This window comes from Tepidibacter sp. (genome assembly GCF_025210165.1).
Lineage (GTDB): Bacteria > Bacillota > Clostridia > Peptostreptococcales > Peptostreptococcaceae > Tepidibacter_A.
On the sequence record NZ_JAOASI010000071.1, the window covers coordinates 43,068 to 57,207 of the forward strand.

Genomic DNA, 14,140 nt, shown 5'->3' on the forward strand with positions numbered 1-14,140 from the left:
AGTTATTTTTGGTAAATCAACAAATTAAGTGTGTCTTGTAAATAAAAATTATTATATGTTATAATAAAGGGGTTATTAAAGAAAATAAAGAAAGTTACATAGGAGGATTATAAAATGAACGCAGAATTAGTAAAGAAAGAACAAAATGAAGTTACATTAAAAATAACTGTAGAAAAAGATGAATTTAAAAAAGCAAATAATAAAGCTTATGATAAATTAAAAGGAAGATTTAATGTTGCTGGATTCAGAAAAGGAAAAGCTCCTAAAAAGTTAATAGAAGCTCAATACGGAAAAGGAGTATTTTATGATGAAGCTATAAATATAGTATTCCCGGAAGCTTACTCAAAAGCTATAGAAGATCTTAAGTTAGATCCTGTAGACAGACCAGAGCTTGATGTAGAAGAAATAGGAGAAGACAAGGACCTTGTTTTAATAGCTAAGGTTACTGTTAAGCCTGAAGTTAAATTAGGAGAATATAAAGGTATAGAAATAGAAAAAATTGAATATACTGTAAAGGAAGAAGACGTAGCTAACAAGATTGAAGAAATGAGAAATCAAAATTCAAGATTAATAAATGTAGAAGATAGAGCTGTTCAAAATGATGATACAGCTGTTATAGACTTTGAAGGATTTGTAGACGGAGAAGCTTTTGATGGCGGAAAGGGAGAAAACCATAACTTAGTTATAGGTTCAGGATCTTTCATACCAGGGTTTGAAGAGCAATTAGTTGGAGCTAATGTAGGAGATGAAGTAAAAGTAAATGTAACTTTCCCAGAAGAGTACCATGCAGAAAATTTAGCTGGAAAAGAAGCTTTATTCGTAGTTAATGTAAAAGAAATAAAAGTTAAAGAAATGCCAGAACTTGATGATGAGTTTGCTAAAGATGTAAGTGAATTTGATACATTAGAAGAACTTAAAAATGATGTAAAGGCTAAATTAGAAGAAAATGCTAAGAAAAATGAAGAAGCAGAATTAAGAAATAAGGCTGTAGAAAAGGCTGCTGAAGCTGCTGAAATAGATATTCCAGAAGTTATGGTTGATAATCAAGTAAACAATATGTTAAGAGATTTCGATCAACAATTACAAATGCAAGGATTAAACCTTGAAAATTATGTTAAATTCACTGGAATGAAGATAGAAGATTTAAAAGGTCAAATGAGAGAAGATGCTCAAAAGAGAGTTAAGACTTCTTTAGTTCTTGAAGCTATATCAGCAAAAGAAGAAATTGAAGTTTCTGAGGAAGAATTAAACAATGAGATAGTTCAAATGGCATCTATGTACAAAATGGAAGCAGATAAGTTTAAAGAAACACTTAGAGAGCAAGATATGGGTTACTTCAAAGAAAACGTAGTAGTTAAGAAGACAATAGACTTATTAGTAAATAGTGCTAAAATAAACTAATCTGACAGTAGCCTTTAAAAAGGCTACTGTATCTATATATAGATATAGTGAAACTTAAGTTCTAGTTGAATCAATCTAGAACTTTTAGATTTCGTATAAAAAAGGAGGGGTAATATATGGCTTTAGTACCTATGGTAGTAGAACAAACAGGAAGAGGAGAAAGATCTTATGATATATATTCTAGATTATTAAAAGATAGAATAATATTCCTAGGGGATCAAGTGAATGATACTACAGCTAGCTTGATTGTTGCACAACTTTTATTTTTAGAATCAGAAGATCCTGATAAAGATATATATTTATATATAAATTCACCAGGAGGAAGTATAACAGCAGGTATGGCGATTTATGATACTATGCAGTACATAAAACCAGATGTAAGCACTATTTGTATAGGTATGGCAGCTTCAATGGGAGCTTTTTTACTTAATGCAGGAGCAAAAGGAAAGAGATTTGCACTTCCTAATGCTGAAATTATGATACATCAGCCACTTGGAGGAACAAGAGGTCAAGCTACTGACATTGAAATACACGCACAAAGAATAGTTAAAATGAAAGAGAAGTTAAATCAAATAATGGCTGATAGAACTGGACAGCCACTTGATAGAATAAAGCAAGATACAGAAAGAGACTATTTTATGGAAGCAGACCAAGCTAAAGAATATGGAATCATAGATGAGGTTATAAGCAAGAGACCTTAGGTTAAATTAAAGAGAGGTGTTAAAATGTCAAAATACGAAGATAAGAAACATCTGAAATGTTCTTTTTGTGGTAAGAATCAAGAACAAGTTAAAAGACTTATAGCAGGTCCTAACGTATATATTTGTGATGAATGTGTAGAGTTGTGTGAAGAAATAATAAAAGAGGAATTCCAAGAAAGTATTGAAAATGATATATCCGAGTTACCAAAGCCAAAAGAAATAAAAGGTATTTTAGATGAATATGTTATAGGTCAAGATGAAGCTAAAAAATCTTTATCAGTTGCAGTATACAATCACTACAAAAGGATATATTCAGGAAGTAAAAATAGTAAAGGTGTTGAAATTCAAAAAAGTAATATAATGATGCTAGGACCAACAGGTTCTGGTAAGACGCTTCTTGCTCAAACTCTTGCTAAAATACTTAATGTTCCATTTGCAATGGTAGATGCGACATCTTTAACAGAAGCTGGTTATGTTGGAGAAGATGTTGAAAATATACTTCTTAAATTAATTCAAGCATCTGATTACGATATAGAAAAAGCAGAAAAAGGTATTATATACATTGACGAGATAGATAAAATAGCAAGAAAATCAGAAAATCCATCTATAACAAGAGATGTAAGTGGAGAAGGAGTACAACAAGCACTTCTTAAAATATTAGAAGGAACTACTGCGAATGTACCTCCTCAAGGAGGAAGAAAGCATCCGCATCAAGAATTCTTGCAAATAGATACTACTAATATACTATTTATAGTAGGTGGAGCTTTTGATGGAATAGATAAGATAATAAACAAGAGAATCGGACAGAAAACTCTAGGGTTTGGAGCAAAAATTGAGAGTAAAAAAGAAATGGATATAGGCAAAATCTATAAAAAATCTGAACCAGAAGATTTACTTAAATTTGGTCTTATACCTGAGTTTATAGGTAGGGTTCCAGTAGTGGTAACTCTAGACTTATTAGACGAGAGTGCTCTTATTCAAATACTTAAAGAACCTAAAAATGCTTTAACTAAGCAGTATTCAAAGTTATTCCAAATGGATAATGTGGAACTTGAATTTGACAAAGAAGCACTAACTGCAATAGCTAAAAAAGCTATTGAAAGAAAGACTGGAGCAAGAGGACTTAGAAGTATATTAGAAAAAGCTATGATGGATATTATGTTTGAAATACCATCAAGAGATGATATAGAAAAGGTTGTTGTGACAAAAGAAACTATTTCTGACAATAAAGAACCTTTAGTTATATGTAAATCTGGTCAAAAACCTGAAGAGAGTGCATAAAAAAGGGGCTTATGCCCCTTTTAAAATTATTCCGATAAATCCTGAAAATATAATTATATATACAGGATGTATTTTTTTTGAATTAAGAAGCAGGAATGAAATAAAAAATATAGATATAGAAAAAAAATCGGATATACTTTTTTCATATGTAGAATAAAATGCAGATAATATAAACCCTATTGTTATAGGTCTTAACGTTTTAAATATAGTAGCTATATTTTGGTTATCTTTGTATTTTTCAAGGGATGGGGAAACTATATTGATAATTATTATAGAAAACCCTATAACTCCTAAAGTTGCAAATAAAGAACCTAGTACAAAATTATATCTATAGCCTATAAATGTAGCTGAGTTTATAGCGATTGGGCCAGGAGATACTTGAGATATAGCTAGTACATCTAAAAACTCCTTGGTAGATAACCATCCTTTGACATTTACGATTTCTCTTTCTATAAATGGAAGCATAGCGTAACCGCCTCCAAAACTGAATGCTCCTATTTTAAAAAATGCTATGAAAATTTCAAATAAATCTAATAATTTATACATAATCCTAATATACCTCCAATTATAATTATATAAATCGGGTTAATAGAAAAAAATGTTACTAACGTAAAGGATATTCCTAAAAATAATATATTTAGCGTATTTTTTTCTACTTTTTTAGATAATCTAAAGAAGGAATACAATAATAACGAGGCAACTACGGGCCTTACACCTAAGAAAAATCCATTTAGATAAGAGGAAGAATTGTTTTTATTGTAAAAATAGGAAAGTATTAATATTGAAATAAAGGATGGTAGAGTTGTACCCAAAACACATACTATACTTCCTAAAAATTTATTGAATTTATAGCCAAGTAGCAGAGAAATATTGACAGCTATTGCACCAGGAAAGCTTTGAGCTATAGATACGTAGTCTAAGAACTCATCTTCTGATACTAGTTGCTGTTTAAGGACAAGTTCTTTTTCTATCAAGGGAATCATTGCATATCCGCCACCGAATGTAACTAAACCTATTTTAAAAAATATTAAAAATAATTTAAGCATATATACCTCCCAAGAACAGCATTATGTAGAATATTATAACACTAAACTCAAAATAAATTTATAAAATTTAGATTATATTGAAAAAAAATTATGGTAAATATATAATGGTATAGTATTTATTACAAATTAGGTATATATTTATATAAAGGAGTGATGATATGGAGCAAAATTATAGCACTAAAGAGCATAAATTACCTGTAATCCCTCTTCGAGGATTAGCGGTATTCCCATATATGGTTTTACATTTTGATGTTGGTAGAGAAAAATCTATAACTGCATTAGAAGAAGCTATGGTAGATGAGCAACTTATATTCTTGACTTCTCAAAAAGAAGCTGAGATTGATTTACCAACCCCTGATGATTTTTATCATATAGGAACTATATGTAAGATAAAGCAGATGTTAAAGCTACCAGGTGATACTGTAAGGGTTCTGGTAGAAGGTATATCAAGAGCAAAGATAAAAGAAATTGAAGATGATGAAAAAGGATTTAGCGCTACTTTAGAAGAGGTTGTATATAACGAAGAGTTATTAAAGGAAGACAAAGAAGTAGAGGCCTTAATGAGAAATGTATTTGATTCTTTTGAAGAATATATCAATATAAGTAATAGAATATCTCCAGAGATACTTCTCACTTTAGCAGATATAGATGAGCCGAGCAGATATATAGATACGATAGCATCTAATATGTTCTTAAAGCCTCTACAAAAGCAAGAAGTACTTGAAATATTTGATCCTAAGGAAAGACTTGAGAAGGTATATAAAATTCTTCTTGAAGAGCTTGATATTCTTAAAATAGAGAAAAAAATAAGCTTGAGAGTAAAAAAACAGGTTAATAGAGTTCAAAAAGAGTATTACTTGAAAGAACAATTAAAAGCTATTCATAAAGAACTTGGAGAAGATGAAGAAGCAACAGACGATATAGCAGAATATAAGAAACAATTAAAAAATATTAAAGTAAAAAAAGAAATTAAAGAAAAGATATCAAAGGAAATAAATAGATTATCTAAAATGAGTCCATCATCAGCAGAATCTGGAGTTATTAGAAATTATCTTGATACAATCTTTGCCCTTCCTTGGAATAAAGAAAGTAAGGACAAGGTTGACTTGAAGGAGTCTGCGAAAATACTTGATGAAGACCACTATGGATTAGGTAAGGTTAAAGAGAGAATTCTTGAGTACTTAGCTATAAGAACATTATCTAAGTCTATGAAAGGTCCTATAGTTTGTCTTGTTGGCCCTCCTGGAGTTGGTAAAACATCAATAGCAAAATCAATAGCAAAATCTTTGAATAGAAAATTTGTAAGAGTTTCTTTAGGTGGAGTTAGAGATGAATCAGAGATAAGAGGACATAGAAGAACTTATGTTGGAGCTATACCTGGAAGAATAATAAATGCTATGAAGGAAGCAAAAACAAAAAATCCTGTATTCTTATTTGATGAAATAGATAAGATGGCATCTGATTTTAGAGGAGACCCAGCTTCAGCTATGCTTGAGACACTAGATCCTGAGCAAAATAAAGAGTTTGTAGATCACTATTTAGAAATACCATTTGATTTATCAAGAGTTTTATTTATAACTACAGCCAACAGCTTAAACACAATACCAAGACCTTTACTGGATAGAATGGAAGTTATACAAGTATCTGGATATACAGAAGAAGAAAAGCTTAAAATATCTAAAAAATATTTACTTCCAAAACAGATAAAGGAACATGGACTAGAAGAAGGGTTCTTGAAAATATCAGATGAAACGATAAAAGATATAATAACATATTATACTAGAGAATCTGGAGTTAGAAACCTTGAAAGAACTATAGGTAAGGTTTGCAGAAAAGCAGCTAAGAGATATGTAGAAAATAGAGAATTAAAGAATATTAGAATAAATAAAACTAATTTAGAAAAATACTTAGGAAAGAAGATATACAGCTATGAACCAATAAAGGAAAATCCTGAAGTTGGAATAGTTAGAGGGCTTGCGTGGACAAGTGTTGGAGGAGACACTTTATCTATTGAGGTAACTCCTATGAAAGGAAAAGGACAACTTGTTTTAACAGGTCAGCTTGGGGATGTTATGAAGGAATCAGCAAGAACAGGAATATCTTATATAAGATCTAAGTATGAGGAGTTTAAGATAGATGAAAATTTCTATAAAGAACAAGATATCCATATTCATATACCAGAAGGTGCTATACCAAAAGATGGGCCATCTGCTGGAATAACTATGGCAACTGCTGTTATATCTGCTTTATCTAATGTTCCCGTTAATAATCTTGTAGCTATGACTGGAGAAATAACTTTAAGAGGAAGAGTACTTCCTGTTGGAGGAATAAAAGAAAAAGTACTTGCAGCTAACAGAGCAGGAATTAAAAAAATATTACTACCAATAGATAATAAAAAAGATATGGATGATATACCAGATAATATAAAGAAAAAAATAGAATTTGTATTTGTAAAGAACATGGACGAAGTATTGGAACATGCTTTAATTAAGGAAGGTGAATAGTTTGAAAATAAGATCATCAGAGATAGTGATGAGTGCAGTAAACAGAGATCAATATCCAGTAGAAGGAATTCCAGAAGTAGCATTTGTAGGAAGATCTAATGTGGGAAAGTCTTCTAGCATAAATTCGCTTTTAAACAGAAGAAATTTTGCAAGAGTAAGTCAAACTCCAGGAAAAACAAGAACTATAAATTTTTACTTAATAAATAACGAGTTTTTCTTTGTAGATTTACCAGGATACGGATATGCAAAGGTTTCAAAAACTGAAAAAGCTGGTTGGGGCAAAATAATGGAGAGATATTTAACGGGCAGAGATGAGCTTTGCCGTATATATCTTCTTGTAGATATAAGACATGAGCCTACTAACGATGATAAGGCTATGTATGATTGGATAAAATATTTTGGATATGATTGTACTGTAGTTGCCACAAAGGCAGACAAAATAGCTAGAGGTAAGCATCAAAAACATATGAGCATTATAAAGAAAAAATTAGGACTTACAGTTGAAAAGATAATACCTGTATCATCACTTAAAAAGACAGGCTTTGATATTTTATGGGAGGATATTACTGATACTTATAGTGAACATGGATATGAAATAACAAAAGATTAAGACCTTGGAATTCCAAGGTCTTATTTTTTTGTTTCCTCATCGATAATTTCTTGGATTCTAGATTGACAACCGCCACATCCAGTTCCAGCACTTGTTTCTTCACCAACAGCCTCTACTGTATTAGCTCCGTTTTTTACTGCTTCACGAATTTCTTCCTCACTTATTCCAAAACAATTACATACTACTGACATAAAAATTAACCTCCTTGATATATTAAAGAATCAATATATAGTATCTTCTATTATTAATAAAATATTCGTAAGATATTTAGTACAAGCACAAAACATTATAAAAATTAATAAAATAAAAGTAGGTTAGAAGTATGAGAATGAATATTAGTTGAAAGAAGGAGATATTATGACAGCAAAAATTAAGAGAGTGTTCCCTGGCGGAAACACAGCAGATGGTTTTTTTTCTTACTATGATTATATAATTGAACAACAGGATGCAAAACATATATTTTGTATAAAAGGTGGACCGGGCGTTGGGAAATCTTCTATGATGAAAAATATAGGAAATGAAATGCTAAAGCTTGGATATGATGTTGAATTCCATCATTGTTCATCAGATAATAACTCTATAGATGGACTTGTTATACTTGATCTTAAGGTTGCTATGGTTGATGGAACTGCTCATACTACAAAATGGCAAATTAATATTTTACTCATTGGTTACTTATTGGTTACTATCTTCAAAAGAAGTGCGTACTTTACACGGCCTCATATAGTAAGTATACTTGTACTATAAAAGAATTTTGGAGGTAATGATATGAAAAAATTAATAGTAATAACAGGAGCAAGTTCTGGATTTGGAATGGAATTGGCAAAGGAATTTGCAAAAGATGGATATCCGATGCTTTTATTAGCAAGAAGAGTAGAAAAAATGGAGGCATTAAATCTACCTAATACAATATGCAAAAAGGTAGATGTAACAGATAAAGAAGCTTTTGAATCAGCAGTTAGAGAAGCGGAAGCAAAGTATGGAAAGACAGATTTAATTATAAATAACGCAGGTGTTATGTTATTAGGTGATATTGCAGTACAAGATTCAAAAGAATGGAAAACAATGCTTGATGTAAATGTAATGGGTGTAATGAATGGAATGCAAATTGTAATGAATGATATGAAAGAAAGAAAATCTGGAACTATTATCAATTTATCATCAATTGCAGGGTTAAAGCCATTTCCTAATCATGCAGCATATTGTGCAAGTAAATATGGAGTAGCAGGATTAACAGAGGTAGTTAGAGGTGAGTTATCATCGTATAATGTAAGAACATTATATATATGCCCAGGTGCTGTTAGTACAGAATTATTAGGACATACAACAAATAAAGATATTATTGATGGATATAATGAATGGAAAGAATCAATAGGAGCAGTTAATATTACAGCAAATGATGTTGCTAAAACGATTAAGTATGCATATGAATTGCCACAAGCAGTTTCATTAAGACAAATAGTTATTACAGATACAATGCAAGATGCTTAAAAAAGGAAAATAAAATTAAAAAACAGCACTAATTCTATTAAATGTAATTAGTGCTGTTTTTTTTATGATTAAGGAAATTATAGCATTTTTTGTTCAAGCAAATGGATTTCAAGTTTTTTACCATCCCAAGTTATCTTATCTATTAAAACTTTAAGACATAGCTTTTTTTCTTCAAAAGTTAAAGCATGAATATTAGAAGAAAAATCTGTTAATAACTGTGTACATGAATCTATATCTATCTTTTTCAATGATGAAATCTCCGTATCATCTGTTATATTAGCAAGTTCTTTTTTTGTTTGATTTATTTTCTTATCAAATTCTTCAATTTGATTAATCAGGTATTTACTGGCTGAAGAGTTTTTATTTTGTGAAATTTGCAGTGTAAGGTTCGATATATTTTGTTCATATAATTTCAACTCTTTTTCTAAGTCATCTTTTTTAATAATATTTTCTTTGTAAATACTATTAATATTTTGTTTATGATGATTTAATTTATCATAGAGGCTACTTTGCTTTAGTGATATATTCTTTATCTCTTCTATAACCATTTCATCAGCTATATAACCTAGTAAATTCTTCACCTTACACCTAGTACCTTTTGATTTTTCTTTCATCAGGCATCGGTAATAATAGTAGGTACTAGCTTTTCTTTTATATACACTTACTCTCATTTTTGAGCCACATTCTTTACATGTTAATAAAGGTGTTATCAAACCAACGCTTCCTGTGTTTAGACGAGGAGCTTTTTTTGAGTTCTCTTGTAATAAATACTGAACTTTGATCCAAGTATCAGATGAAATTACCCCCTTATGTTTTCCAATAGCGATAATCCAATCGGATTTATCTCTTCTTATAGTCGAATTATTTTTTTTAGTCTGTTTATTATAGGTGAGTATTGAATATTTTCCATTAAAGTCTGATTTAGGAGAAGCTATATCACAATTATTTTCTTTAAAATACTCATATACTAATTCATCAGCTACAGCATATACAGGATTAGTAAGTATTAATTTAAGAGAGCTTTTATCAAAATCTTTATTATTCTTTGTTTTTATATTATTTTGCAATGTAAAGCTTTCGAGTTTACTTAAGCTTTTTAATTCAATATATTTACTATATAATTTTTTTACTAGGTCTAACTCATCTTCTAGGGGAGATAGTTTATACATTTTCTTTTTATTCATATCCGAGTCATAGTAAATGATAGGTTCACTCTTAAATCCAGTAGGGGTTTGACCTCCTAGCCATCTTCCACTTCTTGCAAGAGAGAGCATATTATCTCTAATTCTTTCTGCTATAGTTTCCCTTTCAAGCTGAGCGAATACAGACGCTATATACATCATCGCCCTTCCCATTGGAGTAGATGTATCAAACTGTTCTTTAACAGATATAAAAGCTATATTGTGATTATTAAGAAGTTCTATAATACCAGAAAAATCACATATATTTCTACTTATACGGTCTAATCTATAGCATATTAGTATATCAAACTTATTTTTCTTTGCATCTTCAATCATCAGTTGAAACTTTGGTCTATTAGCATTTCCTCCTGAATATCCTTCATCTTCATAAATAATAAACTCACAAGCATTAAATTTATTATTAATATGCTGTTTACACAAATCTATTTGATTTTGAATAGAATCTCCTTTTTCCGTAAGCTTTGACTTACGAGAATAAATAGCAATTTTATACAGGTTAATCACCTCATTTAAAAAAGTCAAATATAATCTATATTAAATGAGATATTACAGAACTAAGAATAATATGATTAGTTTTTTGCTTTCGTAATTGAATAGGACGAGTGCTATTCTTCATAGTTTATTAAGAGGAGAGTGATAAATATGAGGAATAAAATTGAGGTTGTAATGAATATAGATAATAAAGAAAAAGCTAGAGAATTAATGGAAGATAGTTTGGTTCAAATTATTGTAGATAGAATAAACAAGTATCCAGAATATCAACATACATATATATACAATAAGATTTTAGATGAGTTAAATGAAAGTTAAATATTTAAACTGCTAACTCAATGGAAGTGTGCCTTCTGATAAAAATCCAAATAATATTTACAAATGTAATTACATATGTTAAAATTTAATTAACAAATGTAAAGGGGGGCGTTTAAAATGAATGTTGCTTTATGGAAGAGAATGTTATTAAAATCTGCATATTTACTTAAATCAAATATAAAATATTTATGTGAACTAGATAGCATCGCTGGTGATGGAGACCACGGAATAACTATAGGACGTATTGGAGAATGTATAGAAGAAAGAATTTCTAATAATTATGAAAATGATTCAATCAAGAAAATAAATGATGATTTAAGTTTGAAACTTATGAATGTAAATGGAGGATCAGCAGGCCCACTTTATGGAACAATTTTTGAAGGAATGTCTGAGGGAATAGAAGATAAAGAAATTTTAATTATTAAAGATATAAAAAATATGTTTAAAGAATCAAAGGAAGCTTTTCAAATGATATCAAAAGCAAAATTAGGAGATAAGACATTAGTAGATGCTTTTTATCCAGCGGTGGATGCTATAGTAGATAGCGAAGGAACTTTATTAGAAATGCTTGAAGCAGGGGTTAAAGCATCTGAAGAAGGAGCAAAGAATACAAAGAACTATATAGCCAAATTTGGTAGAGCTAAGAATGTTGGTGAAAGAAGTATAGGACATAAAGACCCAGGAGCAGTATCTATTTCATTATTTTTTAAAGGCTTATATGAAGGTGCAAAATAAATAAAATGAAAGAGGGGGAGAGCGTATTATGACAATGAAAAAATTTATTAACAAGCCTGAGAATTTAACAAGGGAACTTCTTGAAGGGTTAGAATTATCTAATCCAGACATAATCAAATTAACAGATACAAACTTAGTTGTAAATAAGAAGCTTGAAGAAACTGATAGAGTTACAATTGTAACTCTTGGTGGAACAGGTCATGAACCAGCTTTAAGTGGTTTTGTAGGTGATGGAATGATAGATGTTTCTGTACCTGGAGATATCTTTGCAGCACCTGGTCCTGGTGCATGTATTGAAGCTATTAAAATGGCTGATAGAGGTAAGGGAGTTTTATTTGTTGTTTTAAATCACGCAGGTGATATGCTTACTGGTAATCTTACTATGAAACAGGCTAAAAAACAAGGTTTAAATGTATTAAGGGTTATAACTCAAGAAGATATTTCAAATGCTCCAAGAGAAAATGGGGATGATAGAAGAGGCTTAGTTGGATGCGTACCTCTTTATAAAATTGCAGCAGGTGCAGCTAAAAAAGGCAAATCTTTGGAAGAAGTGGCTAATATTGCCCAAAGATTTGCAGATAATATGGCTACAATAGCTGTTGCATGTTCTGGTGCAACACATCCCGCAACAGGTATGCAAATATCACAATTATCTGATGATGAAATGGAAATAGGTATGGGACAACACGGAGAAGGCGGCGGAGGTCGCATGAAAATGAAGTCAGCAGATGAAACTGCTCAGATAATGCTTGAAGCACTACTTAAAGATTTAGATGTAAAATCTGGAGAAAAGTTAATGGTTATTATTAATGGTTCAGGAGCAACTACATTAATGGAACAACTAATAGTTTATAGAAAATGTCATAAATATCTAGAAAGTAAAGGTATTGAAGTAGTTGCAAGTGTTGTTGATGAAATTCTTACAGTACAGGAAGCTGGTGGATTCCAAATGTTTATTGCTAGAATGGATGATGAATTATTAGAATATTGGAATGAACCATGTAAAACACCTTACTTAAAAAAATAGGTAGGAGGAAATAAAATGGCAGATAAAGATGGAATTAATTTACCAAAAGATTATGCAATAGATATAAAACCACCAACTCAACATTTTCATGTAAAAGGAATGGAACATGTTGATTGGGGAATGAAAAATAGATTATCTAAAATATTTAATCCTAAAACAGGAAAAACACTTATGTTAGCTTTTGATCATGGATATATCATGGGCTCGACATCAGGTCTTGAAAGACTTGACTTATCAATTCCTCCACTTATTGAAGATGCAGATTGCCTTATGGCAACAAGAGGTGCTCTTAGATCGTGTATTATGCCAGATCATAATAAAGCAATTGCACTTAGATGCTCAGCAGGAAGCTCTGTATTAAAAGATGATATGAGCCATGAAGTCATAGGTGTTGATATTGATGATGCTATTAGAATGAATGCTTCATGTATAGCGGTACAATCTTTTATAGGAGCTAGTGGTGAATGTCAATCTATTAATAATATTGTTAAAGCAGTAGATAATGGAAATCGTTATGGTATTCCTGTTTTAGGTGTTGTTGCTGTAGGTAAAGAAATGAAAAGAACGCCTAAGTATTTTTTACTAGCAACTCGAATGCTTGCTGAATTTGGTGTAAGCATAGTTAAAACCTATTATTGCGATGACTTTGAAAAAATAACAGCTGCTTGTCCAGTACCTATTGTAATAGCTGGAGGTAAAAAGGTATCTGAAAAAGAGGCATTAGAAATAACTTATAAAGCTATACAACAAGGGGCAGCAGGAGTTGATATGGGTAGGAATGTATTCCAAGCCGAAAATCCAAAAGCAATGATTAAAGCTGTAAGATCTGTTGTTCATGATAAATTTTCAGTAGAAAAAGCATTTAAATTATATGAGGACATGAAAAGATGTACAACTTATTAAATGTAGTTTAAATAAATTCTATCCTAAATAAAAAAATAAGGAGTGTATTTATATGGAATTTATGCATATTGGTGTTGTAACAGATAAGGTTCAAAAAGATGAAATATATGCTGAAGATATAAAGGTATATATTACTGAACCTGAAGCAAGCGAATTTAAGTTTGAGTATTTAAGATTTGAAGAGAACAGCCCTCTACCTGAAATTATGCAAAAAAATCCTCATGTAGCATTCAAAGTAGATAAATTAGAGGATTATTTGGAGAAGAATCAAGTTATTGTAGAACCTTTTATGGCAGATGAAAATTTGAAAATAGCATTTATTATTAAAGATGGTTTGATATTGGAATTAATGCAATATTGTTAGAAAAAATATATAACCAAAAACTCCGCTGAAATGCGGAGTTTTTTTGTTAAGATAGACTTGACAAA

Annotated in this window: 16 protein-coding genes; 12 read left to right on the forward strand and 4 right to left on the reverse strand. The window is 30.5% G+C overall.

The window, feature by feature from the left end; translation table 11 throughout:
• The first annotated feature begins 114 nt into the window (after nucleotides 1–114).
• The 3 genes from tig (at nucleotide 115) to clpX (ending at nucleotide 3,383) form a co-directional block, all read left to right on the forward strand.
• Entirely contained in the window at nucleotides 115–1,401 is a 1,287-nt protein-coding gene (gene tig, locus N4A48_RS11735) for a trigger factor (RefSeq protein ID WP_293666234.1), read from the forward strand.
• A gap of 116 nt (nucleotides 1,402–1,517) precedes the next feature.
• Nucleotides 1,518–2,102, forward strand: coding sequence for an ATP-dependent Clp endopeptidase proteolytic subunit ClpP (gene clpP, locus N4A48_RS11740; RefSeq protein WP_293666236.1), 585 nt, complete (start codon nucleotides 1,518–1,520; stop codon nucleotides 2,100–2,102).
• A 24-nt stretch (nucleotides 2,103–2,126) separates the two neighbouring features.
• Entirely contained in the window at nucleotides 2,127–3,383 is a 1,257-nt protein-coding gene (clpX, locus tag N4A48_RS11745) for an ATP-dependent Clp protease ATP-binding subunit ClpX (protein ID WP_293666238.1), read from the forward strand.
• Between the two features lie 9 nt (nucleotides 3,384–3,392).
• Here clpX and N4A48_RS11750 read toward each other — a convergent pair whose 3' ends face one another.
• The gene (locus N4A48_RS11750; RefSeq protein WP_293666240.1) at nucleotides 3,393–3,929 is read right to left on the reverse strand and encodes a chromate transporter; all 537 of its coding nucleotides are present in this window, start codon (nucleotides 3,927–3,929) and stop codon (nucleotides 3,393–3,395) included.
• Nucleotides 3,914–4,429 carry a chromate transporter gene (locus N4A48_RS11755; protein WP_293666242.1) on the reverse strand — a complete coding sequence of 172 codons (516 nt, stop codon included), beginning with the start codon at nucleotides 4,427–4,429 and terminating at the stop codon, nucleotides 3,914–3,916. The genes N4A48_RS11750 and N4A48_RS11755 overlap by 16 nt, the downstream gene beginning before the upstream one ends.
• Nucleotides 4,430–4,587: 158 nt before the next feature.
• Between N4A48_RS11755 and lon the strand changes: the two genes are divergently transcribed.
• Nucleotides 4,588–6,933: an endopeptidase La gene (lon, locus tag N4A48_RS11760; protein WP_293666244.1), complete on the forward strand. Its 2,346-nt coding sequence runs from the start codon at nucleotides 4,588–4,590 to the stop codon at nucleotides 6,931–6,933.
• 1 nt (nucleotide 6,934) lies between these two features.
• On the forward strand, nucleotides 6,935–7,543 hold the full coding sequence (yihA, locus tag N4A48_RS11765; RefSeq protein WP_293666246.1) for a ribosome biogenesis GTP-binding protein YihA/YsxC: 609 nt from the start codon (nucleotides 6,935–6,937) through the stop codon (nucleotides 7,541–7,543).
• 20 nt (nucleotides 7,544–7,563) lie between these two features.
• Here the strand turns inward: yihA and N4A48_RS11770 are convergent, their stop codons facing one another.
• Nucleotides 7,564–7,734: a (2Fe-2S)-binding protein gene (locus tag N4A48_RS11770; protein ID WP_293666248.1), complete on the reverse strand. Its 171-nt coding sequence runs from the start codon at nucleotides 7,732–7,734 to the stop codon at nucleotides 7,564–7,566.
• 166 nt (nucleotides 7,735–7,900) lie between these two features.
• Here N4A48_RS11770 and N4A48_RS11775 point away from each other — a divergent pair, with 166 nt between their 5' ends.
• Both N4A48_RS11775 and N4A48_RS11780 read left to right on the forward strand, forming a co-directional pair.
• Nucleotides 7,901–8,290, forward strand: a complete 390-nt coding sequence (locus N4A48_RS11775) for a hypothetical protein (protein WP_293666250.1) — start codon at nucleotides 7,901–7,903, stop codon at nucleotides 8,288–8,290.
• Nucleotides 8,291–8,311: 21 nt separating this feature from the next.
• Complete coding sequence (locus tag N4A48_RS11780; RefSeq protein WP_293666252.1) at nucleotides 8,312–9,034, forward strand: SDR family oxidoreductase; 723 nt, start codon at nucleotides 8,312–8,314, stop codon at nucleotides 9,032–9,034.
• A 77-nt stretch (nucleotides 9,035–9,111) separates the two neighbouring features.
• Here the strand turns inward: N4A48_RS11780 and N4A48_RS11785 are convergent, their stop codons facing one another.
• Nucleotides 9,112–10,740, reverse strand: coding sequence for a recombinase family protein (locus N4A48_RS11785; protein ID WP_293666253.1), 1,629 nt, complete (start codon nucleotides 10,738–10,740; stop codon nucleotides 9,112–9,114).
• A 138-nt stretch (nucleotides 10,741–10,878) separates the two neighbouring features.
• Here N4A48_RS11785 and N4A48_RS11790 point away from each other — a divergent pair, with 138 nt between their 5' ends.
• From N4A48_RS11790 to N4A48_RS11810, 5 genes are all read left to right on the forward strand, one after another.
• Nucleotides 10,879–11,046: a hypothetical protein gene (locus N4A48_RS11790; protein WP_293666255.1), complete on the forward strand. Its 168-nt coding sequence runs from the start codon at nucleotides 10,879–10,881 to the stop codon at nucleotides 11,044–11,046.
• A 117-nt stretch (nucleotides 11,047–11,163) separates the two neighbouring features.
• Nucleotides 11,164–11,781 carry a dihydroxyacetone kinase subunit DhaL gene (gene dhaL, locus N4A48_RS11795; RefSeq protein WP_293666257.1) on the forward strand — a complete coding sequence of 206 codons (618 nt, stop codon included), beginning with the start codon at nucleotides 11,164–11,166 and terminating at the stop codon, nucleotides 11,779–11,781.
• A gap of 28 nt (nucleotides 11,782–11,809) precedes the next feature.
• Nucleotides 11,810–12,808, forward strand: coding sequence for a dihydroxyacetone kinase subunit DhaK (locus N4A48_RS11800; RefSeq protein WP_293666259.1), 999 nt, complete (start codon nucleotides 11,810–11,812; stop codon nucleotides 12,806–12,808).
• 15 nt (nucleotides 12,809–12,823) lie between these two features.
• Nucleotides 12,824–13,711 (forward strand): 3-hydroxy-5-phosphonooxypentane-2,4-dione thiolase, encoded by an 888-nt coding sequence (gene lsrF, locus N4A48_RS11805; protein WP_293666261.1) that lies wholly within the window; start codon nucleotides 12,824–12,826, stop codon nucleotides 13,709–13,711.
• Nucleotides 13,712–13,763: 52 nt separating this feature from the next.
• Nucleotides 13,764–14,075, forward strand: coding sequence for a hypothetical protein (locus N4A48_RS11810; protein ID WP_293666263.1), 312 nt, complete (start codon nucleotides 13,764–13,766; stop codon nucleotides 14,073–14,075).
• The last annotated feature ends 65 nt before the right edge of the window (nucleotides 14,076–14,140 follow it).

Excerpts from the sequence above, each read along its gene's own strand:
- lsrF (WP_293666261.1), top strand. The coding sequence starts at position 12,824 with ATGGCAGATAAAGATGGAATTAATTTACCAAAAGATTATGCAATAGAT.
- N4A48_RS11810 (WP_293666263.1), top strand. The coding sequence starts at position 13,764 with ATGGAATTTATGCATATTGGTGTTGTAACAGATAAGGTTCAAAAAGAT.
- N4A48_RS11750 (WP_293666240.1), bottom strand. The coding sequence starts at position 3,929 with ATGTATAAATTATTAGATTTATTTGAAATTTTCATAGCATTTTTTAAA.
- N4A48_RS11770 (WP_293666248.1), bottom strand. The coding sequence starts at position 7,734 with ATGTCAGTAGTATGTAATTGTTTTGGAATAAGTGAGGAAGAAATTCGT.
- clpX (WP_293666238.1), top strand. The coding sequence starts at position 2,127 with ATGTCAAAATACGAAGATAAGAAACATCTGAAATGTTCTTTTTGTGGT.
- N4A48_RS11780 (WP_293666252.1), top strand. The coding sequence starts at position 8,312 with ATGAAAAAATTAATAGTAATAACAGGAGCAAGTTCTGGATTTGGAATG.
- lon (WP_293666244.1), top strand. The coding sequence starts at position 4,588 with ATGGAGCAAAATTATAGCACTAAAGAGCATAAATTACCTGTAATCCCT.
- N4A48_RS11800 (WP_293666259.1), top strand. The coding sequence starts at position 11,810 with ATGACAATGAAAAAATTTATTAACAAGCCTGAGAATTTAACAAGGGAA.
- dhaL (WP_293666257.1), top strand. The coding sequence starts at position 11,164 with ATGAATGTTGCTTTATGGAAGAGAATGTTATTAAAATCTGCATATTTA.
- N4A48_RS11790 (WP_293666255.1), top strand. The coding sequence starts at position 10,879 with ATGAGGAATAAAATTGAGGTTGTAATGAATATAGATAATAAAGAAAAA.
- N4A48_RS11755 (WP_293666242.1), bottom strand. The coding sequence starts at position 4,429 with ATGCTTAAATTATTTTTAATATTTTTTAAAATAGGTTTAGTTACATTC.
- N4A48_RS11775 (WP_293666250.1), top strand. The coding sequence starts at position 7,901 with ATGACAGCAAAAATTAAGAGAGTGTTCCCTGGCGGAAACACAGCAGAT.
- clpP (WP_293666236.1), top strand. The coding sequence starts at position 1,518 with ATGGCTTTAGTACCTATGGTAGTAGAACAAACAGGAAGAGGAGAAAGA.
- tig (WP_293666234.1), top strand. The coding sequence starts at position 115 with ATGAACGCAGAATTAGTAAAGAAAGAACAAAATGAAGTTACATTAAAA.